20 protein-coding genes are annotated in these 21,207 nt (G+C 40.9%); 3 read left to right on the top strand and 17 right to left on the bottom strand.

Going from position 1 to position 21,207, the window contains the following annotated elements; translation table 11 throughout:
* Positions 1 to 18: 18 nt before the first annotated feature.
* The 12 genes from AC3Z9T_RS13635 to AC3Z9T_RS13580 all read right to left on the bottom strand — a co-directional run bounded on the left by AC3Z9T_RS13635 (position 19) and on the right by AC3Z9T_RS13580 (position 12,226).
* Positions 19 to 348: a hypothetical protein gene (locus AC3Z9T_RS13635; RefSeq protein ID WP_490126660.1), complete on the bottom strand. Its 330-nt coding sequence runs from the start codon at positions 346 to 348 to the stop codon at positions 19 to 21.
* Positions 349 to 775: 427 nt separating this feature from the next.
* Positions 776 to 1,657: a 4-hydroxyphenylacetate catabolism regulatory protein HpaA gene (gene hpaA / locus AC3Z9T_RS13630; protein WP_490126659.1), complete on the bottom strand. Its 882-nt coding sequence runs from the start codon at positions 1,655 to 1,657 to the stop codon at positions 776 to 778.
* 218 nt (positions 1,658 to 1,875) lie between these two features.
* Positions 1,876 to 3,246 (bottom strand): 4-hydroxyphenylacetate permease, encoded by a 1,371-nt coding sequence (gene hpaX, locus AC3Z9T_RS13625; RefSeq protein ID WP_490126658.1) that lies wholly within the window; start codon positions 3,244 to 3,246, stop codon positions 1,876 to 1,878.
* Between the two features lie 179 nt (positions 3,247 to 3,425).
* Complete coding sequence (gene hpaI / locus AC3Z9T_RS13620) at positions 3,426 to 4,232, bottom strand: 4-hydroxy-2-oxoheptanedioate aldolase (protein WP_490126657.1); 807 nt, start codon at positions 4,230 to 4,232, stop codon at positions 3,426 to 3,428.
* A gap of 10 nt (positions 4,233 to 4,242) precedes the next feature.
* Positions 4,243 to 5,046, bottom strand: coding sequence for a 2-oxo-hept-4-ene-1,7-dioate hydratase (gene hpaH / locus AC3Z9T_RS13615; RefSeq protein ID WP_490126656.1), 804 nt, complete (start codon positions 5,044 to 5,046; stop codon positions 4,243 to 4,245).
* A 240-nt stretch (positions 5,047 to 5,286) separates the two neighbouring features.
* The gene (locus tag AC3Z9T_RS13610) at positions 5,287 to 6,750 is read right to left on the bottom strand and encodes an NAD-dependent succinate-semialdehyde dehydrogenase (RefSeq protein ID WP_490126655.1); all 1,464 of its coding nucleotides are present in this window, start codon (positions 6,748 to 6,750) and stop codon (positions 5,287 to 5,289) included.
* Complete coding sequence (locus tag AC3Z9T_RS13605; protein WP_490126654.1) at positions 6,747 to 7,973, bottom strand: Bcr/CflA family multidrug efflux MFS transporter; 1,227 nt, start codon at positions 7,971 to 7,973, stop codon at positions 6,747 to 6,749. The genes AC3Z9T_RS13610 and AC3Z9T_RS13605 overlap by 4 nt, the downstream gene beginning before the upstream one ends.
* A 9-nt stretch (positions 7,974 to 7,982) precedes the next feature.
* On the bottom strand, positions 7,983 to 8,363 hold the full coding sequence (locus AC3Z9T_RS13600) for a 5-carboxymethyl-2-hydroxymuconate Delta-isomerase (protein WP_490126653.1): 381 nt from the start codon (positions 8,361 to 8,363) through the stop codon (positions 7,983 to 7,985).
* A gap of 8 nt (positions 8,364 to 8,371) precedes the next feature.
* Positions 8,372 to 9,253, bottom strand: a complete 882-nt coding sequence (gene hpaD, locus AC3Z9T_RS13595) for a 3,4-dihydroxyphenylacetate 2,3-dioxygenase (RefSeq protein ID WP_490126652.1) — start codon at positions 9,251 to 9,253, stop codon at positions 8,372 to 8,374.
* Between the two features lie 107 nt (positions 9,254 to 9,360).
* A complete protein-coding gene (gene hpaE / locus AC3Z9T_RS13590) occupies positions 9,361 to 10,827 on the bottom strand; it encodes a 5-carboxymethyl-2-hydroxymuconate semialdehyde dehydrogenase (protein ID WP_490126651.1) in 1,467 nt (488 codons plus the stop codon).
* A complete protein-coding gene (locus AC3Z9T_RS13585; protein ID WP_490126650.1) occupies positions 10,827 to 11,594 on the bottom strand; it encodes a fumarylacetoacetate hydrolase family protein in 768 nt (255 codons plus the stop codon). Before AC3Z9T_RS13585 ends, hpaE begins: the two co-directional genes overlap by 1 nt.
* Complete coding sequence (locus tag AC3Z9T_RS13580) at positions 11,594 to 12,226, bottom strand: fumarylacetoacetate hydrolase family protein (RefSeq protein ID WP_490126649.1); 633 nt, start codon at positions 12,224 to 12,226, stop codon at positions 11,594 to 11,596. The genes AC3Z9T_RS13585 and AC3Z9T_RS13580 overlap by 1 nt, the downstream gene beginning before the upstream one ends.
* 406 nt (positions 12,227 to 12,632) lie before the next feature.
* On the opposite strand from AC3Z9T_RS13580, the gene hpaR reads away from it, so the two are divergent.
* Entirely contained in the window at positions 12,633 to 13,085 is a 453-nt protein-coding gene (gene hpaR, locus AC3Z9T_RS13575) for a homoprotocatechuate degradation operon regulator HpaR (RefSeq protein WP_490126648.1), read from the top strand.
* A 61-nt stretch (positions 13,086 to 13,146) separates the two neighbouring features.
* Here the strand turns inward: hpaR and AC3Z9T_RS13570 are convergent, their stop codons facing one another.
* The 4 genes from AC3Z9T_RS13570 to AC3Z9T_RS13555 all read right to left on the bottom strand — a co-directional run bounded on the left by AC3Z9T_RS13570 (position 13,147) and on the right by AC3Z9T_RS13555 (position 17,039).
* Positions 13,147 to 15,153, bottom strand: coding sequence for a BCCT family transporter (locus tag AC3Z9T_RS13570; RefSeq protein ID WP_490126647.1), 2,007 nt, complete (start codon positions 15,151 to 15,153; stop codon positions 13,147 to 13,149).
* A 465-nt stretch (positions 15,154 to 15,618) separates the two neighbouring features.
* The gene (locus AC3Z9T_RS13565; protein WP_490126646.1) at positions 15,619 to 15,885 is read right to left on the bottom strand and encodes a DksA/TraR family C4-type zinc finger protein; all 267 of its coding nucleotides are present in this window, start codon (positions 15,883 to 15,885) and stop codon (positions 15,619 to 15,621) included.
* Positions 15,886 to 15,931: 46 nt separating this feature from the next.
* Positions 15,932 to 16,369: a GNAT family N-acetyltransferase gene (locus tag AC3Z9T_RS13560; RefSeq protein WP_490126645.1), complete on the bottom strand. Its 438-nt coding sequence runs from the start codon at positions 16,367 to 16,369 to the stop codon at positions 15,932 to 15,934.
* A gap of 265 nt (positions 16,370 to 16,634) precedes the next feature.
* On the bottom strand, positions 16,635 to 17,039 hold the full coding sequence (locus AC3Z9T_RS13555) for a hypothetical protein (RefSeq protein ID WP_490126644.1): 405 nt from the start codon (positions 17,037 to 17,039) through the stop codon (positions 16,635 to 16,637).
* Between the two features lie 194 nt (positions 17,040 to 17,233).
* Between AC3Z9T_RS13555 and AC3Z9T_RS13550 the strand changes: the two genes are divergently transcribed.
* Positions 17,234 to 17,887 (top strand): DUF421 domain-containing protein, encoded by a 654-nt coding sequence (locus tag AC3Z9T_RS13550; RefSeq protein ID WP_490126643.1) that lies wholly within the window; start codon positions 17,234 to 17,236, stop codon positions 17,885 to 17,887.
* A 57-nt stretch (positions 17,888 to 17,944) separates the two neighbouring features.
* On the opposite strand, the gene cptA is transcribed toward AC3Z9T_RS13550, so the two are convergent.
* Entirely contained in the window at positions 17,945 to 19,654 is a 1,710-nt protein-coding gene (cptA, locus tag AC3Z9T_RS13545; RefSeq protein WP_490126642.1) for a phosphoethanolamine transferase CptA, read from the bottom strand.
* Positions 19,655 to 20,014: 360 nt separating this feature from the next.
* On the opposite strand from cptA, the gene AC3Z9T_RS13540 reads away from it, so the two are divergent.
* Positions 20,015 to 21,187 carry an ion channel gene (locus AC3Z9T_RS13540; protein WP_490126641.1) on the top strand — a complete coding sequence of 391 codons (1,173 nt, stop codon included), beginning with the start codon at positions 20,015 to 20,017 and terminating at the stop codon, positions 21,185 to 21,187.
* Positions 21,188 to 21,207: the final 20 nt, after the last annotated feature.

Below are 21,207 nucleotides of genomic sequence, written 5' to 3'. Positions count from 1 at the left end.
ATTACGGTAAAATAAAATTTATTTTTTACTAATGCTTGAAAATAGTGCACTAAGTATAATGGCTTGCTCTGTATGAGATGTAGAACCATTTATTTCACTATAATAATGACTATTATTGTAATTAATAAAGTGTGTAAATTCATTGGTTACTGTAAGATTATCCTGTGATGGAGCTAGTTCTATTGCTGTGAGATGGCTATCTTTTTTATCTGACATTGGTCTTTCTAATGTATCCGTTATATTGGATAATAGTTGTCCGCTATTAGATGGCGCGGTTTCTTCAATTTCAAGAAAAGAGAAATTATCCATTTTAAGCTGTCGGCTTAATGAATTTAAATCATCGTACATAGTTAACCTTCACTCTGAGAATAGCAAACGCAATTACGCATAAGATGAGTGATTTTTACCATGGTCTTCTAGGTAAATCATCTTATTTTGATATAATATTTAGTTATAATATTAACTAAATAAATTTAATTGATAATATGTAAATAATCTAGAGAGATACGTCCTTTAACTTTATGATTTGATTTTTAATTATGGAGTAGTTATGAATATTTAATAAATAGTTGTTGTTAATTTGTCCAATATTTATAATTATTTTAAATAAATTTTAAATAGTATTAAAAGCGCTAAAAATAGAAGTGGTTACTTATTGATATATAATGCCAATTATTTTGTTTTTTTATTGTTCGCAAAGAATAAAAAGTGGGCTAACCAATGAACAAATAAAACATTTCTGTGTTACTAGTCAGATGATTTATGAGCAATAGGGTTAATGAACATTTTTATCACGCCATTGGCTCGGCGAATCGCCAACAAGCCGATTAAAGAAGCGGGCAAAGTAAGCCGGATCTTTAAAACCAAGTTGATAAGCAATCTCAGATACAGGGCTATCACAAAATAGCAGCATGCGTTTAGCTTCTCGTAATAGACGATCGAAGATCAGCCTCTTAGGTGGGCGGTTAGCAAACCGTCGGCACATATCTTTAAGTCGCGATTCTGTGACGCCTAATTTATCAGCGTATTCTGGAATAGAAAGGTGTTCGTGGTAGTGTGCATCAATCAGTTGGTTAAAACGTTGAAATAAACGATGTTCTCCTCTAACGCCACTGACAGGGTGGTCATCAAGCGGGATAGATCGTAGTAAAAAAGTAAATAAGGCTTGAGCGAGGGAAGAAAGGACTTGGTCCCGTCCTGCATAGCTGTTTGATGATTCGCGCGCCATTAATGACCAATAATAGCTAAAGGTTTCTAGATCGTCAGGTTTATCTGCAACTGATAAGCATATTGCGGGGATCGCTACCAAATCAGGGTTAGCGGGATAAAGCGATTCTAATAACGGAATAATCAGATCTTGTCGAACAGTGAGCACATGGCCATCCGTATCTTCTTGAGTAAAAAAGGCATGGGGGATTGAAGGCGGGGTAAGTATAAATAGCGGAGCTTGTACTGAATAGCGCTGTTCATCGAGTTGTAGTGTGATATGGCCTGTCTCAAGATAATGTAGCTGGAAAAAACCATCGTGTCGGTGAGCTTGCATGTCTCGACCAAAAAATGCGGCCATATTGCCAAAGGTTTGATAATGGACGTCATCGTTACCTTGTGTCTCATCATAATCTTTACTGATATCGATATTGGTTATTAGTGATGGCACCGCATTTATCCTTTACGTTATAAAACGAGCCGTTAAACACGGCTCGCAGACTGCTGACAAATGTATTTTGTTTGTCGGTGGTCATTAAGGTTTTTGAATAAACGAGGAAAATCAATTTATTGATTTTCGGCTGATAACACGGAGCGGGAAAAACCACGCTTTTATCCCGCTTCGTCAACAACCTCCGAGCCGTTAAACACGGCCCAGATCATTATTCTTTAAGGGGTTGCTCTTGGGCGTGAACTTTTCATGGGTATTAGCACAACCAATATAGCGCCAATCACCAGTAATCCTGCCACAAAATAAAGCCCTGAGTTAAAGCTGCCAGTTTGGTCTTTTAGCCAGCCAATCAATAACGGGCTGACAGCAGAACCAATATTACCGGTGGCATTAATAACCGCAATACCTACGGCACGTGCACGTAAACTAATTGATTGGTCTGGTGTGGTCCAGAACACCGCCATCGCTGTAAATGACCCCGTTGATGCCATAATAATACCGAGTAATTGGATCATTGGCTGGTGTGTCAGTGCTGCGATGACCCATCCTGCGGCGGCAAATAAATAAGGGAGTGCAGTGTGCATTTTACGTTCTTGTAGCCTATCAGAACGCCGACTCCAATATACCATACCTAATATCGTACAGAACTGAGGGATTGCTGTAAGTAAGCCGATCATGGCGTTACTACTGCCTTGATTAAAGCTCTGCATAATTTGTGGCGTCCAAATATTAATAGCACTGAGCGTATTGGTCAGGCAGAAATAAGCCACGGTATACATAAGAACAACAGGGGTAAAAATCTCTTTCCATAAGCTTGTGTTTTGTAATGCACTATGGCTTTTTGCACCCTGTGGTTGTACTAGCTCTAGCCTATCTTGATCCATCATTTCTTGGAGGCTTTCTTTATCTTCTTTGGTCAACCATTTTGCTTTGGCTGGCGAATCATCAAGATAAAACCAAACAAGAACACCTAAAATTACGGATGGGAAGCCTTCCAGCAGAAACAGCCATTGCCAGCCCTTAAGATTTAAAACACCATCTAAGCCTAAAATGTAACCAGAAGCTAGAGAGCCAAATGCCATCGTTACAGGCATTGCGACCATGAATAAGGCATTGGCACGAGCGCGGAAATAGGCTGGAAACCAATAAGTAAGATAAACAAGGATCCCCGGTAAGAAGCCTGCTTCAGCGACACCCACTAACATGCGTAAAACATATAGACTAGTCGGGCCCGTGGCAAACATGGTTGCAGTTGACGCTATTCCCCAGAGCACCATGATGGTGGCAATCCAACGGCGTGCGCCTACAATACCTAACATGATGTTGCTAGGAATACCAAAAATAACATAGGTTGCATAGAATAAGGTTGCAGCAAGGCCAAACATGGTGGAAGTCAGGCCAATATCTTTCCCCATGGTTAGTCCCGCAAAACCAATATTAATGCGGTCAAGGAAAGAGAAAACAAACAGCACAAATAAAAAGACAATTAATCGACGAAATAACTTTTTAATAACGCGTTGTTGTGGTTCTGTTAAGTTTTTATGCTGTTCTGCCGGGTTTTTCTCAGCAATGTTTGATGTATTGCTCATTTTGTAAATCCCTCATTTATATGCATTTAATGCTATTATGGGCACAAAAATCCGTTAGGCAGCCATACAATAATGTCTGCCCTAAAGGTATGTTGGTTGTTAATATTGGTTATTACTAGCTATCAGATACATGTAGTTGTAGGGTAATTTGTACCAGATAGCATATTTACTCTTTATGATTAATACACACTAGGCGTACTTGGAGCACCCTCAGAAATCGCTTTACCAAAGCGTGCGGCAAGTGATTCTGCTCCACGAGCTAGCAGCGTAGTATCAACGCCTACAGCAACAAATAATGCACCTAGTTTTAAATAATGATCTGCGACATCCGGAACTGCCATTAAAATACCTGGAGCTACGCCCGCAGCACGAATTTGTACGATGGCTTTTTCGATCACAGCTTTAACTTCAGGGTGGTTTGGATTACCAGAAAAGCCCATATCGGCACTGAGATCAGCAGGCCCAATAAATACTCCATCAATCCCTTCAACTTGCAAAATATCAGCAAGGTTATTTATTGCTTCACGAGTTTCAACCTGTACGATCACACACATTTCATCATTGGCGCGTTTTAGGTAATCAGGGATGCGGTTCCAACGTGAAGCTCTTGCTAAGGCACTGCCAACTCCACGGATCCCCTCTGGTGGATAGCGTGTCGAGCGAACCGCTTGTTGTGCTTGCTCTGCATTTTGCACCATGGGTAGTAATAATGTTTGTGCACCAATATCTAATAATTGTTTAATAATAACCGGATCATTCCAAGGCGGCCTAACCACTGGCTGCGATGGATATGGCGCTATGGCTTGTAATTGAGTCAGTGTGGTTTGCACGTTATTTGGGGCATGTTCACCATCTATCAGTAGCCAATCAAAGCCTGCCCCAGCGACTAATTCCGCGCTATATGAACTGCATAAACCTAACCATAATCCAATCTGTGGACGCTGTTCTTTCAACGCTTGTTTAAACTTGTTATGTAAAATATCCATGATGATTTCCTTATACAAAACGGCAGCTAACTGAGCCCATTACACCATAATCAACATGGAATACGTCTCCTTTACGAGCTGCAACAGGGCGAGTGAAAGAGCCACCTAAGATAATTTGGCCTGCTTCTAACTGGACATTGTGTGGTGCTAATTTATTGGCTAACCAAGCAACACCATTTGCAGGATGATTGAGAACCGCAGCAGCGACACCTGATTCTTCAATCACACCATTGCGATAAAGCAGGGCACTGATCCAACGTAAATCAAGATCACGAGGTTTGATGGGTCTCCCACCTAAAATAACGGCGCCATTGGCAGCATTATCTGAAATGGTGTCGAACACTTTGCGCGGGCGCTTTGTTTCAGGATCGATACCATGGCAACGAGCGTCAATCAATTCAAGCGCTGGTATTACATAGTCGGTTGCGTTATAAACATCAAACAGTGTGCAATTAGGGCCACTTAATGGTTTTGCTAAAACAAAAGCGAGTTCTACTTCAATACGCGGTACGATAAAGCGGTCTGTTGGAATTTCACAGCCATCATCAAAAAACATATCGTCAAGAAGTGCACCATAGTCAGGTTCATCAATCTGTGAACTGGCCTGCATCGCTTTAGAGGTTAGACCAATTTTATGGCCTTTAAGTGAACGCCCTTCAGCAATCTTCAAGCCAACCCATTCACGTTGGATAGCGTAGGCATCTTCAATCGTAATTTCTGGATGATCCAAGGAAATTTGGCGGATCTGCTCACGATTTTTTTCGGCCTGATTAAGGCGTTGTGCAACTTGCGATATAACATCTTTTTGTAACATGCGAATATTGCTCCTGTTGATTTCTGCTGTTAACGCAAGAAACGCTAGAGGCTTTTATACTCGTCATACTTCAAGTTGCAGGGCTTTTCGTTAAGATTTAAGGGACTACGCTAAGCTCACCGAATCACATAGTTTATCTATGCTCATCGTCTATCTTCACTTGTCGCCTACCTGCAACTCGAATTATTTAGAGTATAAATCCGCACTACACTGTTAGCGTAGTGCGGTAACTGACCTAAGTTAGTTAGAAAGCCCACCAAAGCAGAGGTATTTCACTTCCAGATAATCTTCAATTCCGTAACGTGAACCTTCACGTCCCAGACCTGATTGTTTAATGCCACCAAATGGGGCGACTTCATTTGAGATAATGCCTTCATTGATACCTACCATGCCGCTTTCTAACGCTTCAGCGACACGATAAATACGACCAATATCCCGTGAGTAGAAATAAGATGCCAAACCAAACTCAGTATCATTGGCTAGTTGGATAGCTTCTTGTTCATCGCGGAATTTAAATAATGGTGCTAATGGGCCGAATGTTTCTTCTTTTGCAACAATCATCGATTCAGTCACATCAGCCAGCACAGTCGGTTCAAAGAACAAACCGCCTAATGATGCGGATTTACCACCCGCGAGCACTCGAGCACCTTTAGATACTGCATCAGTAATGTGTTCGTTGACTTTATCGACAGCAGCTTGATTAATCAGAGGGCCTTGTTGTGAATCGGCTTGGGACGCTGGGCCGATTTTCAGTTCATTCACTGCTTTTGCCAGACGCTTCGCAAATTCTTCGTAAACACCTTCTTGAACTAAAATTCGGTTAGCGCAGACACAAGTTTGCCCACTGTTACGGAATTTAGCTGCTAATGCACCTTGAACGGCGGCATCTAGATCAGCATCATCAAAGACGATAAATGGTGCGTTACCACCCAGCTCTAATGACAATTTTTTCACTGTGTCAGCACATTGTGCCATCAGTAATTTACCCACACGGGTTGAGCCCGTAAATGTCAGCTTGCGCACAACTGGACTCGCGGTCATCACGCCACCGATAGCTTTGGCATCAGTACCCGGTACAATATTGAAGACACCAGCAGGGATCCCTGCCTCTTCACCTAATGCCGCGAGCGCAAGAGCAGATAATGGTGTTTCAGCCGCAGGTTTAAGTACCATAGTACAGCCAGCTGCTAGTGCAGGGCCGACCTTACGGGTGATCATCGCATTCGGGAAATTCCATGGAGTGATTGCAGCGACGACACCAACAGGCTGTTTGATGGTGACTAAGCGGCGGCCAGGGAGTGGAGAAGGAATGGTTTCACCGTAAACACGTTTACCTTCTTCAGCAAACCATTCGATAAAACTTGCACCATAAGCAATTTCACCCATTGATTCAGTGATAGATTTACCTTGTTCCCAACTCAATAGCTCCGCAAGTTCTTTTTGATTATCCATCATCAGTCGGAACCATTTGTTAAGGATTTGGCTACGTTCTTTAGCACTTTTGGCACGCCAAGCTGGCAGCGCTTTTTCTGCTGCATCAATCGCTTGCTGGGTTTGTGCTGCACCTACATTACTGACCTTAGCAATGATTTCGCCGTTAGCAGGGTTAGTGACATCAAACTGGCTATTATCGTTGGCATTGACCCATTGACCGTTGATATAAGCCTGCTGGCGGAATAAGGTAGAATTAACGTTAATACTCATTTCTCTTTTTTCTCCGAAGACACTGAAACTAACTGTGAGTGGACATTTCTAGCCGAAAAACGTTGGCTAGTGAAACTGAGTCCGGCACAGACAGCCATAACCAGTGCCATAGCAAATGGGGATTCATCCTGTAGTACAGAAACTGCAACACTTGCAATTGCTGCCAATGCAAACTGTATAGAAATCGCGAGTGCACTAGCGCTGCCTGCAATTTTTCCTCGATGCTGCAATAACAGTGATAAACTGTTTGTACCGATAGCATTGACCATTGATAAAAACAGCACGACCAGAATAACAATAATAGGCAGGCTTTGCTGGTAGAAAATAAGTAATAACACACCGAACAGCAATTGAGCCCCGCTTTGAAAGCAGAGGATACGGGTTAAATTATAGACTTTGAGCAATCGAACATTCAGTAGCAATACAGCGATCATACCAAGTATATTGCAGCCAAATAGTAGCCCGTAATACTGCTCAGACACCCCAAAATATTGGATATAAACAAAAGGTGAGCCGCTGATAAACGCAAACATACCTGCGAAAGAAAATGCCATGGTACCAATGATGCTCATGGCTTCTCGGTCATTTAATACCTGAGCGTAATTATGAAACGCGACGCTAAGTAAATTTTTAGAACCCGTTTGATGCGTAAGGGTTTCTGGGAGCAAAACGAAAATACAGCCCGCAGAACAAAGACCAATTAGTGCAAGAAGATAGAAGATCGCTTGCCACTGAAAGTGAATAAGCAAAAAACCGCCAAGCAAAGGCGCGAGTAGTGGGGCTATCATGGTGACTAAGGTCATTAAAGACAATACTTTAGGTAATGCACCTATTGGATAAACATCTCTTGCAATCGCTCTCGCCATCACGATCGCTGCACCACTACCAAATGCTTGTAATGCCCTAAAAGCAATTAAGGCCTCAGCCGAAGTGGCTTGTGCGCATAGCAAACTTGCCAGCGTAAAAATAGTGAGGCCACTTAACAACATTTTACGACGTCCAAGGATGTCGCTAAGTGGCCCATAAAACAGCATGCCAATACAGAAACCGGTGAAAAATGCACCGAGTGTGTACTGCATCTGCCCTTGGCTTGCATGGAGGTCGACCCCCATTTGCGGTAATGCAGGTAGATACATGTCGATCGATAACGGCCCAAAAGCCACTAATGACCCTAATAATGGGATTAGATAGCGAGGGATATGTTTATCGAATGCAGTCGACATCGCTATTCCTTACTTAAACAATGCATGAACATTGTTTTGTTTATAATTCAGCACGGGGTCTAACTCTTCCATGGTAAAAGACAGAGCAAGGTATCTATCATTCATCAACTGAGCGAAGTGCTCTTTGATTAATGCAAATAGTAATTCACCCGTTTTTTGGCGATCTTCAAGAGAACGACCCGCACCAATTTTGAGTGTCATGTGAACAAAGGCATAGTCATGCTTACCATCGGCCATTTGCCAAGTGTCTAACCAAATAGCACGGCTGCGGATCCCACCAAGAGGAAAAATACCTGTGCCCGCGAGCGCATTATTGACCTTTGAAAACAGCTCAGGTAGTTTTGCATGTTCACGAATGTTGTCAGTACACTCAGCAATAAAATGAGGCATGATGACTCCTAAGCAGTGGTTTGTTGTTTGTCAGTAATATAGCTAGGTAATGGGAAGATGGCGTTGATTTGACCTGTACCTGAACTAGGGAACAAATCGGTCAGCACTTCAACTTTTTCTGCATATTTATCCCAACCCAACATGCCTAATAGCATCACCGTATCGTGCATATGGCCTTCGCCATAACAGTAGTCAGCATATTCAGGTAACATTTTACAGAACTCATTGAAACGGCCTTCACGCCACAGCTTCACAACACGTTTATCCATTTGCTCATCAAATTCGCGGGTATAGTTGTTCATCCCTTCTTCTGCGCGATGGTCATCAATAAAACGGTGTGATAGTGAGCCACTTGCCAGCACTGCAACAGTGCCATCATATTTTTCAATCGCAGTCAGTACCGCTTCACCGAGCTTACGACTGTCTTCAAAACGGTGAGATGTACAGAAAGCAGAGATAGAGATCACTTTAAAATGGCGATCACTATTCATATAACGCATAGGAACGAGAGTGGCATACTCTAAAGTCAGGCTTGGAATTTCATGTGATTGTGCTCGAACACCTAATTTACGGGCTTCCTCACCAATCATACGTCCCAGTGCTGAATTACCCTCATATTCATATTCCATATCACGAATAAAGTGAGGTAGTTCGTTACTGGTGTAGATCCCTTCAAAGTGATCTGCACAGTTAATATGATAAGCACTGTTAACTAACCAGTGCGTATCAAAAACAATGATGGTATCAACGCCGAGCTCGCGGCAGCGACGGCTAATTTCTTTGTGACCATCAATTGCGGACTGACGGCAGCCGTGATGTTTGCCGGGTAATTCTGACAGGTACATGGATGGAACATGTGTGATTTTTGCCGCTAGTGCTAACTTACCCATAAGTCCTTACCTCCCCTGTGAGAGTCCGAGCAGAAACCAAAGGCGATTGCTCGAACTGTAATAGGGCATTATGTTGAATTAATATTGGTTTTTAGTATTTCAATAAATTACACACCCCAACGAGGAATATTATGATCCCCGTAGGAAATACAAACGTTTTTCATTTCAGCAAATACTTCAAAGCTGTATTCACCGCCTTCACGACCTACGCCAGATGCTTTAACACCACCAAATGGTTGACGTAAGTCACGTACGTTTTGCGTATTCACAAACACCATACCGGCTTCGATACTGCGAGATAATCGCAGGATTTTGCTGACATCTTGTGTCCAAATATAGGAAGCTAGTCCGTACTCAACATCATTAGCCATACGTAACCCATCTTCTTCTGACTTGAATGGGATCAAACACGCGACGGGTCCAAAGATCTCTTCTTGGGCAACACGCATGCGGTTATCAACGTCAGCCAATACTGTTGGGCGCAAGAAATTACCGTTTTTCAGATGAGCAGGTAGGTCGGTTGGTTTGTCTGGGCCACCTGCAAGTAATGTTGCACCTTCTTCAACTCCAAGACGAATATAACCAGAAACTTTGTTCCAATGTTGTTCGCTGATCAGTGCACCCACTTGTGTTTTCGGATCCGTTGGGTCACCGACGATTAGGCGATTTGCTCGCTCAGCAAAGCGCTTAACAAACTCAGGGTAGATACTCTCTTGGATAAAAATGCGTGAACCCGCAGTACAACGCTCGCCATTAATGGAGAAAATAGTAAACAGAGCGGCATCTAATGCACGCTCAATATCGGCATCTTCGAATACCAGAACTGGAGATTTACCGCCGAGTTCCATTGAGTATTTTTTCAGACCTGCATTTTGCATGATCATGCGGCCTGTTGCGGTGCCACCTGTAAAGGAAACTGCACGTACATCATGGTGTTTAACCAATGCATCGCCAGCAGTGCTGCCATAGCCTTGAACTACGTTGAGAACACCTGCTGGGATACCTGCCTCCAGTGCCAGTTCACCTAAGCGGTTTGCTGATAGAGGTGATAGTTCTGACATTTTTAACACCGCGGTGTTACCTAACGCTAAACAAGGTGCCGTTTTCCATGTTGCTGTCATAAATGGCACGTTCCATGGTGAAATAAGTGCACAAACACCAACTGGCTGGATCAGCGTGTAGTTCATCATTTTGTCGTCAACAGGGTAGGTACGACCATTCATCTGTTGGCAAATTTCTGCAAAGAACTCAAAGTTATGAGAAGCACGTGGGATCAGCACGTTTTTGGTTTGGTGAATTGGTAAGCCTGTATCTTGGGTCTCCATTTCAGCGATTTGAGGCACATTTTGGTCGATCAGCTCGCCAAGGCGACGCATCAAACGTGCGCGCTCTTTCATTGGCGTATTTGCCCATTTAGGGAAGGCTTCTTTTGCAGCAGCAACGGCTTGGTTGATTTCATCTTGTCCGCCAGAAGCTACTTCAGCTAGCACTTCGCCAGTAGCAGGGCTGGTGGTTTGGAAGTATTCTTTGCTGGCAACGTTTTTGCCATTGATCCAATGATTAATCTTAGTCATTACACTCGTTCCTCATATTCTTTTTCGCTGACAATGTAGTTGATCAGCCTGCCAACACCTTCGACTTCAACAATGACTTCATCACCCGGTACCACATCGGAAAGCCCTTTCGGTGTTCCTGTTGCGATCATGTCGCCTGGTTGCAGTGTCATAAAGTCACTGAGGTAGGCAATTAAAAATGGGATATTGAAAATCAGATCCGCAGTGGTGCCTTTTTGGCGTAATTCACCATTCACATAGGTGTAAAGTGCAAGGTTGTGCGGATCTTTAATCTGATCTTTATCGATAACCCAAGGGCCGATAGGCGTTAAGGTATCGCGGCTTTTCACGCGCAGGTTTGGGCGATAATAGTTTTCTAAATAGTCACGGATCGCATAGTCATTACATACGGTGTAGCCTGCCACATAGTCCATAGCATCTTCTTGTGAAACTTTATGTGCTGGTTTACCGATTACCACCACAAGCTCTGATTCATAATGCATATAGTCGACATTATCAGGGCGAACTGAAACTTGACGATGACCTGTTAGTGTGTTGTCTGCTTTGATAAAAATCAGTGGTTCTTCAGGTGGTTTAAAATCGAGTTCTGTAGCATGATCGGCGTAGTTTAAGCCAAGGGCAAACAGCGTGCCTCTTACTGGCGGTAGCCACTCAATATTCGCATCATCACCTGCAATGACTTGGCCATTTGGCAGTGTGATTTCTTCGTTATCACCAACTGTTACTGAGTACTCGTTACCTTGATAACGAATTTTGGCGTGTTTCATTATGACTGTCCTCCTGCCACAACAACGTGATTGCTTAAGCTTGGGAAGCCCTCTGCTTGTATAACCACTTGATCACCCGGCTGGATGGTGGCGCGTTGATGAGGAGTACCAATTAGGATCACATCACCTGCTTTTAATGTTGCGAATTCACTCAATGCAGCGACTAATTGATAGGCATCACGAACCAGATCTTTGGTAGACCAGCGATCGACTTCTTTGTCGTTAATCAGTGTGACTATTTCAACAGGAGAGGACAAGGTTGTCTCAACCATCTCACCAATTGGGCAGAAGCTATCACAGCATTTGGCTTTAATAGCGGGGCGATAAAATGAATCTTCAGGCAGACTAACTTCATTAGCTAATGCAAAACCAGCAATGTAATGTTTTGCTTCTGCTTGGCTGACTTTACGTGCATCTTTACCAATGATTAAAGCAAGTGTTGCACCACTTTTTACGGTCTCACCAGCAGGGTGCAAAATATTATCGCCTGAATTAATTAGCGTATTACGCGGCTTGATAAACCACACGGGTGTTTTAGGTGGGGTTTTATAAGGGGCTTGCCCGAAAGCCTCATGCCAGTGTGTAATTTGGCTTTGGTGATTGAGGGCAACGGCAAAAACAGTGCCTTTCATTGACAACTCCTTACTAAAAATCGAAGATTTTGAATGATTGTTAATATATTAATAATGTATTAATTCGGAATTGGCAATAGGCTAATGCATTTGTTAATTTTAATTGTGATCTCTTTAACATATTCAGATTGTTTGCATATAAGTATTTGATATTCATTATGTTGATATTTTAAATTATTTTTTGATGTAACTTTTCATTAACTTTTCCGTGTGTAAGTAAATTATTTACTCATTAATATTTTAGGGTTTTTCTTTGTGATTGTTATTTTACCGTGCTAACCTTGCTTTTAAGTGAATAGAGCTATCTATCACCGAACGTGAATTTACGATGTAAAGGTGTAACACATGAAGTGGTACCAGTGACTTGGTGCTAATTAAACATTTAAGAGTGGTGGGTTTTAGGCTTATGCATGAATCATTGACAATTGCATTATTACAGGCAAGAGAGACTGCAATGGGGTTCTTTCGGCCTATTTTAAAGTCATACAATTTGACTGAACAGCAATGGCGTATTATTCGAGTACTTGCGGATAAGCGCTCTATTGATTTCCATGAGTTATCAGTTCAAACCTGCATTCTTCGCCCGAGTTTGACGGGTATTTTGACTCGAATGGAACGTGAGGGGTTAATTTTTCGTTTAAAGCCACTCAATGATCAGCGCAAACTGTATGTTTCTCTGACACCTAATGGGCAGGAGCTTTATGATAAAGCACGCCAAGAAGTGGAAGAAGGTTATCAAAAAATCGAACAAGCGTTTTCTCATGAAAAAATGCAGCGCTTAACGGAATTGCTTGATGAATTGATCGCGCTAGAAAGCCCTGACTACAGTAATATTGTAGATAAAAGAGAAAGCGCTTAAACGGGTTCAGATTTTCAGTATGAAATAAATCTCCTCCGGCTATGCCGGAGGAGATTTATTATTACTTACCGAGTAAGTGTAAGAAGTGAATATGTTTTTCGTACTGATCGAGAATATCATGGATGATTTGCTCTTTAGTCCAGCCCATCACATCATAATCTTGACCTCCTTCTTTTAAGTGAATTTCCGCTCGGTAGTATTTCTGTTCTTCACTTTTTTCATCGTCATTATCAGTACCCATTCCAGCAAGAGCAAATGCAGGTTGTACGTAATAACGTAGGCGAACTTCATATAAGAAATTCATGTCTTCGCCTAAATCGACTTCAAAACCAATTCTGTCATCTTTCTCATTATGGATATGGCAAGCAGTTCCCTGTTTAGCTAGTTCTTCAGAGACCATTTCCATTGATGGATAAACAACTTCACCTAAGAAACGTTTTACCTGATTACGTTTCGGGAAATAGGCGATGTTACGTAAGCGACGCTGCCATGGAATAGGGTTACGACTGGCGGTTGGTGCAATAGTTGCTAATTGCTGACTATCACGTTTATAGGCATCAACACGTAATGCTTTAAATAAGCCATAGATAGCAACAAGTAATACCATAGCGAAAGGTAAGGCGCTGGCAATAGTTAATGTTTGCAATGCCTGTAAGCCACCTGCGAGTAATAAAGTGATGGCAACGACACCCATCAGACCTGCCCAGAAAATACGTTGCCAAACAGGGGTATCTGAATCCCCACCTGATGCTAAAGTATCAACCACCATTGCGCCTGAGTCAGCAGAGGTGACAAAAAACACGACAACCATGATCATGGCAAAGAAGGATAACACGGTAGAGAAGGGGAAATAGGTTAAAAATTCAAATAACGCCAATGAAACATCAGACTGAACAGTTTCAGCTAATTTTACAGCCCCTTGGTTTTTTATCAGATCAATCGCAGTATTACCGAAAAATGTCATCCACATTAATGTGAAGCCAGCGGGAACAAACAGCACACCAGTAACAAACTCACGAATAGTACGGCCACGGGAAATTCGGGCAATAAACATACCGACAAAAGGTGACCAAGACAGCCACCAGCCCCAATAGAGTAACGTCCACCCACCTAACCAATCGCTCGATTTAGGTTCATAAGCATACAAATTGAATGTTTTATTCACTATCTCGGATAAATAACCGCCTGTATTTTCAACAAAGGATTTTAACAGTAAAACAGTTGGACCAAGAATGAGTACCAGTAGCAGTAAGATAAAGGCTAAACCTAAGTTAAGCTCTGACAGAATACGAATGCCTTTGTCGAGCCCTGAAACGACAGACAGTGTTGCCAGTGAGGTAAATAGAACGATTAAACCAACTTGGATCATGGGGGTTACAGGCAAACCAAACAGATGGTTCATCCCTGCATTAACTTGTAAAACCCCAAAACCAAGTGAAGTGGCGACACCAAAAACCGTACCCACAACCGCAAAAATATCGACAAAATGGCCAATAGGGCCATAAATACGGTCACCAATGATAGGGTAAAGCGCAGAGCGTAGCGTCAACGGTAGCCCATGACGGTAGCTGAAAAAAGCGAGGATCAGGGCAACAATGGCATAGATTGCCCAAGCATGTAGACCCCAGTGGAAAAAGGTTAAACGCATGGCTTCTTTAGCGGCTTCAACTGTTTGAGGATCACCAACCGGCGGATTGAGATAGTGCATAACAGGCTCTGCAACGCCGAAAAACATTAAACCAATACCCATACCTGCCGAAAACAGCATCGCAAACCACGAAACATAACTAAAGTTAGGCTGTGCATGGTCAGGACCTAATTTTATTTGCCCATACCGAGAGAGTCCCAGATAAGTCACACTCAATAGAATGATAGCAACGGCTAAAATGTAGAACCAGCTAGCGTTATTGAATAGATTTTGTTGAAGATGACTTAGATGAGATTCTGCTATTTCAGGCATTAGGGCGGCAAAGCCAACAATCACTAAAATGACCAAGGCAGATGTATAAAATACGGGGGGACTAATTTTTGAGCGAATTTTTTTCGAATCAGCGTCAATTTGACTCATAACAACCTTCTTAGATTTTATTTTATTTTTGACATACCAATAATGCACAGGGTATGCAACGAACTGTCCTTCTTAATGAAACAATGAGAATTGCGATGGGTTTCTAAATAAGAAACGGTAGAAAGAACAATAATCAACTAATTTATTGAGATAGCTGAAAAGCCGATCGAGAGAGCTATCACTACCCATTATTTTGCCTATTATTACCCCTAACATAGAAAAATAGGCAGATATACTGCCACATATAGAGTTTAGATTCAAATAAATGGAGATGATTACCTATAATGAAATAGCGATATAACCTTATAAATCATGCTATTAATAATAGATATCACTGTATTACTGACGATTAAATAAAAAACTACATGAAATGAGTAAAATATGCTGTTATGTTAATTTTTAGCAAATGAGGACTATTTCTAGTAAATTGAATATATTGGGTTTTTATGGTGTAAATAAAAAATGTTATCTTAATTGGCTATCTTTACTCCCTCGACGATTATAGCCACTGAAAGTTGCATTTTTTTCATCAAGCGCGCTTTGGCAAACAATACAAAGCTGTACGCCAGGAAGAGCTTGGCGGCGTGCAATAGGGATGGCTTCACCACATTCAATACAAAATTCAGCGCTCTCACCTGAATGAAGTTGGCTACGCGCTTTGGCGACAGCATCATCAAGTGTGGCATCTATTTGCTCTTGTACGGCATTTTCATTTGCCCAACCGTTAGCCATAAAGACCTCCAATTATCGGACAGAAATATTGAATGGGTGACTTAATTTACTTTAACGGTAGCACCATATATATATGATCCATTCCATCTTCATCGTACATCCCACCTTCGGTTTGGTAACCTAACGTTTCATAAAATACAATCGCAGTATGCTGCGCTGACAGCCCAATTGTTTTAAATTGATGTTGTCTTGCATACTGCTCAACAAATATCATCAAATTACGACCCAACCCTTTACCTCGGTGCTGTTTGAGTACAGCAACACGGCCTACTTTTACAAGGCCATCTGAGCGTAAAATACAGCGTAATACTGCGACAGGGCTATCTTCTAGGTATAGCACAACATGTAATGCATGTTTATCATATTCATCAACGTCAATTTCAGCAGGGAAACCCTGTTCATGGGTAAAGACTTGTTGACGTAACTCGAATGCATCATCGACAAGTTCAGGAGAAGAGTGGCCTAGACTGTATTTTATCTGCATATTGGTATCTATATAGTGAAAAATTATTGAGATTATAATAGCGATACCAGAAGATAAACAAATACGGTTTTTGTGCTATTTATATATGACATACTTCAAGTTGTAGCGATTTGTGTTGAGGTGTGGTAACTGTGTTCACTTGCCGTCAGCTTTCGCGTTTTCTATTCTCATAGAACTCTGCTCGCTTGTTGTTTCATGCATTATTGTTCAATAAAAAAACAGGCCAATTGACCTGTTTTTAAATATGAGTGTTTAACTGAAAGAACTATTGATTTTTTGACTTTAGCTCTTCAGTTTTATTTTTAGCATCAGTTGCTAGTTCATCGGCCTTATTAATGGCATCAGTCTTAATTTCTTGGCTCTTTTCAGAGATTTTGTTATCGGCTTCTGATAGCTTGCTTTTTGCTGCATCAGTTAATTCATCCGCTTTTTTATCGGCTGAATCTTTAAGCTCTGATGCTTTGTCTGAGGCTTGTTTTTCAAGTTCATTAGCTTTTTGTTTAGCACTATCAGTGAGTTCAGATGCTTTTTGCTCACCTGAATCTTTCAATTGCTCAGCTTTTTCTTCAACCTGCTTCATTGTTTGATCAGTTTTTGAAGAATCGTCACAACCCGCAGCCATAGTGATGATGCCAGCTAAAATAAGGGCACCCAATATTTTCTGTTTCATAAATATATCCTTTAGCATGTTATGAGTGGGACAAGTTATGCATATAGCATTGATATAAATATAACGCATATTGAAAATAATGAAAAATAAGTGGTCTCTGAAAATAAGATGTAAGAATAGTTGGTAGAGAGTATGCTATCGCTGTATCAGTTAAAATGTATAAAAAACAATAATTATGCTAAAGGGTATGAGATATGAGTTATTATTATCTACTTGTTATCATTAAATTTGTAATTGGTTTTGCTATTGTTCTTACGCATATGAATTTTTCAGGGAAAACCCAGTTATCACAAATGACACCGATTGATTTCATTGGCAACTTTGTTTTAGGTGGGATAATTGGTGGAGTAATTTATAGCGACACTATACCGTTATATCAGTATGTTATTATCCTGCTGATCGGTGTTTCATTTATTTCTGGGTTAAACTACTTAACTAAAAAGTTTAACTTTATCCGGAACGTCACTATTGGTAATCCTATCCCTATTATTAATAAAGGGAAATTTATTATGGAAAATATATTAGAGAAGGGCAATAAAATTGATATTTTGAATATTTCTTCTCGAATACATGCACAAGGTGTTCACTCATTCCAAGAAATTTATTACGCACAAATTGAGCCCGATGGGCAACTCACTGTTATTTGTGACCCAACCAATATGCCTTCAGTGATTGTAATGAAGGATGGGATTGCTAGGTTATATGAATTACGATCTGTAGAGAAAGATGAGGCGTGGTTAAATCAGCAAATGCATGAGCAAGGGATTGAGGATCCTGATTCCATATTCCTCGCTGAGTTTTGGCAAGGCGAAGTTAAGTTTATTTTGCGAGATGGGAAAATACAGTAGTCAAATGATTTGTATAAAAATGGGAAGCTAGATTGCTTCCCATTTTGGGCGCTACAATTATTTTTTTAAATCATCATACAGCTTAAGTGATGATTTATTTTCAGGGTCGCCGATGTAACGCGGCTGTGGCTGAAATTCACTACTGAACAGACTTCTTTGTGGGATATAGCCTTGGTAGTTGATCCCTGCGAGATCAGACCAGGAATAAATGAAATCCATTGTGCTGTATGGCCGGCTGGTTTTGTCATTTAAATTGAATTGATGAGTTTGTAGCCATTCAGGTGATTGCCACACAAGGAATGGGACATTGTACATCACTTTAGTTGGCTTACCTTCCGTACGGCCTAATGTTTCATGCGGTGGAGTATCAAAGACATCTTCACCGTGATCTGAGAAGAAAACTAAGAACCCATTCTCTTTCGATGAATCAAAGTCTTTAATCAAAGTTGAAACTATGTAGTCGTTATAATGCTGCGCATTATCATAAGCGTTGTAGTCTTTGATTTGGTCGTCATTTAGGTTACTCGGTACTAAGCTATCTTTATTTTTAAACACAGCTTGGTCTTCTGGGTAACGGAACTCATAACGCATATGGGTGCCAAGTAAATGAACAACAATAAATTTCTTCTCAGCAGGATCAGCCAGTGCTTCTTTAAATGGCGCGAATACCACATCATCATAAATACGCGAACTCTGTGCCATATCGTTATTTAAATAATATTGCTTATCAGTCTGACGTGAAAATGCGGTTAATAACGTATTACGTTCAGTCATAGTTTGCTGATTGGTGATCCAAAATGTTTTGAATCCTGCCTGTTTCATCATATTCATGATAGAAGGGCGTGAATTAAATAAATCAGGTTCTGTTTGCGAAGCAAATGTGAGAATTTGCTGCAATGCTTCGATGGTATAAGGGCGCGATGTCACGACATCATTGAATACGGCTAAGTTGTCTGGATAGTTCTGTTTTAATTGAACTAACTCAGGCGTTGTTGGGCGTTGATAGCCATAGAGACTCATTCTATCTCGGCTAGTCGATTCGCCAATTACCAGCACAAACGTTCTTGGTGTATTGCCATTAGCATCAACAAAACTCTCTAATGGTGGAATTTTGCTGTTATCACGGATCAGTTCTTCCATATTCGCGAGCTGGTTTTTGTACAGAAAATATCCGCTCACAAACTGCCAAGGTGCGGCATAAGCCAGCTTGCTATTAATGTAAGACATGACATTGGCTATTGGTCTGTCTTGTTTAATCCCTTTATTGTAATAAGGCGCACCAAATAATATCCCTAAAACTAATAATGATACTACCATACGAGCCGGTACAGGCATGGTGACGGGTTTTAAGCGTGTCCATAGGAAAACTGCAACTAGGGTATAAATAAGGATAACTGCAATGACCTTAAAGCTAAGGTATTGTCTTAAAAATTCGCCAGCTTCATTAGTATTGGTTTCAAACATCACAAACATGACGCTTTGTGAAATTTGATGTCCATAAACTACGAAATAAGCTAGTGCGATGACAGACGAAAGCCAAAGAATAATACCAATAATACCGGCTACCAATTTAATTCGTTGCGGAAAAAACAACGCGGGTACTAGCCAAAGCGTACTGTACAGCAATGAGTCTCTAAGCCCGATGGTATTGCTTTGTCCTGTGACGACCACATAGATTTGTAGTAACGAGGAAAAGTACCAGAAGTAGAGGAGAAGCCAAAGTAAGGCGGACCAGCTAAATCTTTTAGCTTGTGTGGAATTAACCATAATTTATTGAACTCTTATTCTTAAGTTAAGTTAGGTAATAAGAAAAAATGCAGGAAATCAGTTTTTAGATTTTGCCCCAATAGTTTAGTTCAATAAAATAATTAGCTTGTTATTGATTTTAAACTTTATTGCTATTTTGTTTAATTTTACGTTATTGATTTGTCGTTTTTTGACTAATTTTGTCAAGGGATCATGCGTTTTTTAAGTGCTCTAGTGGCTGTTTTAATGCAGACGGTGTGGATGGTTGGTGGAATAATCGATTAAAAGGTGACGAGCGTGCATTGTTGCTAACATCATTCTGCAACATATGATATATAGAGGGTTCTATGTAATCCTATCTAATCAAAGGGTGAGGGCAAAATGTCAGATAACGCTTTTATTGTTTTTCTGAAATCATCCTTATTTATTCGGTTTGTCCTTTCAATTCTTATCATTGTTGATGGCTATATGATCATTACCCCTGTGTTAGGGGCTTATACTGACTATATTGACTGGCGTGCAAATGGCTTTAGTGAATGGCTAAAATCCCTCGGGTTCATGAAGTTGCTTGATATTCCACGCTTTTTACTCGGTATTTCGTTAATATTCTTATCGTTATTTATGCTTAATGGTGCGCGTATCGCCTGGGTATTTTCGCTGTTTTTATTGGCAATCATTGCATTTGTTGATTTGAAAATTGCAACGGAAAATATACATCAAGGCTATCTCTCTTTAGGCTTATTTGTTGCGTTAAGTGTGTTTTGGCGGCGTTATCACCATCATAGCTTAACCAGTGCTGGCTTTGTGGCAGTGACCTGCATTATTGCTTTGTTGCTCTATTCTATTTTTGGCACGCTTTATATTGGTAATGAATTTTTTCCTGTGGTGAAAGATGGAACAACAGCATTCTATTTTGCTTTAGTTTGTATGACGACCGTTGGATTCGGTGATATCGTTCCTGTTTCAACAGATGCTAGGATATTCACAGTTACAGTGATCATTCTTGGTATCACTATATTTACAACGTCAGTGGTTTATGTTGTTGGCTTGCTAGCTAAGGGAACAAAGGAAATTGTTCGTAAGAGGTTTTCTTATATGAAGAATCATTATGTTGTTATTGGTAGTACACCAATGGCAGTCAGTGTGTATCAAGGGTTAAAAAGTCGTGAGCTTCCCGTTGCTGTGATTTGCCAAGAAAGTCATCGGGCACATTATCCAGAAAAAGATAATATTGTTATCGGTGATCCTACAAGCACAGGGCTATTAGCAGAGGCGAATGTTAAACAGGCACAGTATGTATTAATCATGACTGATAGTGACGCTTTAAGTACTTTTGTGCTGCTAGGTGTGAAGCAATTAGCAAATAAAGATGTGAAAACGATCGTCTTAGTTAATCAAGAAAGCAATATGGATAAAATTCGTCTGCTAGAACCCGATATGTTGTTTTCACTTTCTTCACTTGGTGGTGAAGTTTTGATGAAGGTGCTTTGCGGTGAGACAATATCGAATGATAGCATCAGTGATATTCTGTTAAACAAAGTAGCGAAAAGCTAATAGCATCAAGTAACTAACAG

Source organism: Providencia sp. 6390, from assembly GCF_058148425.1.
The sequence above is the reverse complement of the archived record's forward strand: the minus strand, read 5'-3'. Positions and strand labels throughout refer to the sequence as shown.

Coding starts and splice junctions, on each gene's coding strand:
- hpaH (WP_490126656.1), bottom strand. CDS start 5,046: ATGTTACAAAAAGATGTTATATCGCAAGTTGCACAACGCCTTAATCAG.
- AC3Z9T_RS13600 (WP_490126653.1), bottom strand. CDS start 8,363: ATGCCTCATTTTATTGCTGAGTGTACTGACAACATTCGTGAACATGCA.
- hpaD (WP_490126652.1), bottom strand. CDS start 9,253: ATGGGTAAGTTAGCACTAGCGGCAAAAATCACACATGTTCCATCCATG.
- hpaI (WP_490126657.1), bottom strand. CDS start 4,232: ATGGATATTTTACATAACAAGTTTAAACAAGCGTTGAAAGAACAGCGT.
- AC3Z9T_RS13580 (WP_490126649.1), bottom strand. CDS start 12,226: ATGAAAGGCACTGTTTTTGCCGTTGCCCTCAATCACCAAAGCCAAATT.
- hpaX (WP_490126658.1), bottom strand. CDS start 3,246: ATGAGCAATACATCAAACATTGCTGAGAAAAACCCGGCAGAACAGCAT.
- hpaR (WP_490126648.1), top strand. CDS start 12,633: ATGCATGAATCATTGACAATTGCATTATTACAGGCAAGAGAGACTGCA.
- hpaE (WP_490126651.1), bottom strand. CDS start 10,827: ATGACTAAGATTAATCATTGGATCAATGGCAAAAACGTTGCCAGCAAA.
- AC3Z9T_RS13565 (WP_490126646.1), bottom strand. CDS start 15,885: ATGGCTAACGGTTGGGCAAATGAAAATGCCGTACAAGAGCAAATAGAT.
- AC3Z9T_RS13550 (WP_490126643.1), top strand. CDS start 17,234: ATGAGTTATTATTATCTACTTGTTATCATTAAATTTGTAATTGGTTTT.
- AC3Z9T_RS13560 (WP_490126645.1), bottom strand. CDS start 16,369: ATGCAGATAAAATACAGTCTAGGCCACTCTTCTCCTGAACTTGTCGAT.
- AC3Z9T_RS13610 (WP_490126655.1), bottom strand. CDS start 6,750: ATGAGTATTAACGTTAATTCTACCTTATTCCGCCAGCAGGCTTATATC.
- AC3Z9T_RS13540 (WP_490126641.1), top strand. CDS start 20,015: ATGTCAGATAACGCTTTTATTGTTTTTCTGAAATCATCCTTATTTATT.
- AC3Z9T_RS13570 (WP_490126647.1), bottom strand. CDS start 15,153: ATGAGTCAAATTGACGCTGATTCGAAAAAAATTCGCTCAAAAATTAGT.
- AC3Z9T_RS13635 (WP_490126660.1), bottom strand. CDS start 348: ATGTACGATGATTTAAATTCATTAAGCCGACAGCTTAAAATGGATAAT.
- AC3Z9T_RS13555 (WP_490126644.1), bottom strand. CDS start 17,039: ATGAAACAGAAAATATTGGGTGCCCTTATTTTAGCTGGCATCATCACT.
- cptA (WP_490126642.1), bottom strand. CDS start 19,654: ATGGTTAATTCCACACAAGCTAAAAGATTTAGCTGGTCCGCCTTACTT.
- AC3Z9T_RS13605 (WP_490126654.1), bottom strand. CDS start 7,973: ATGTCGACTGCATTCGATAAACATATCCCTCGCTATCTAATCCCATTA.
- AC3Z9T_RS13585 (WP_490126650.1), bottom strand. CDS start 11,594: ATGAAACACGCCAAAATTCGTTATCAAGGTAACGAGTACTCAGTAACA.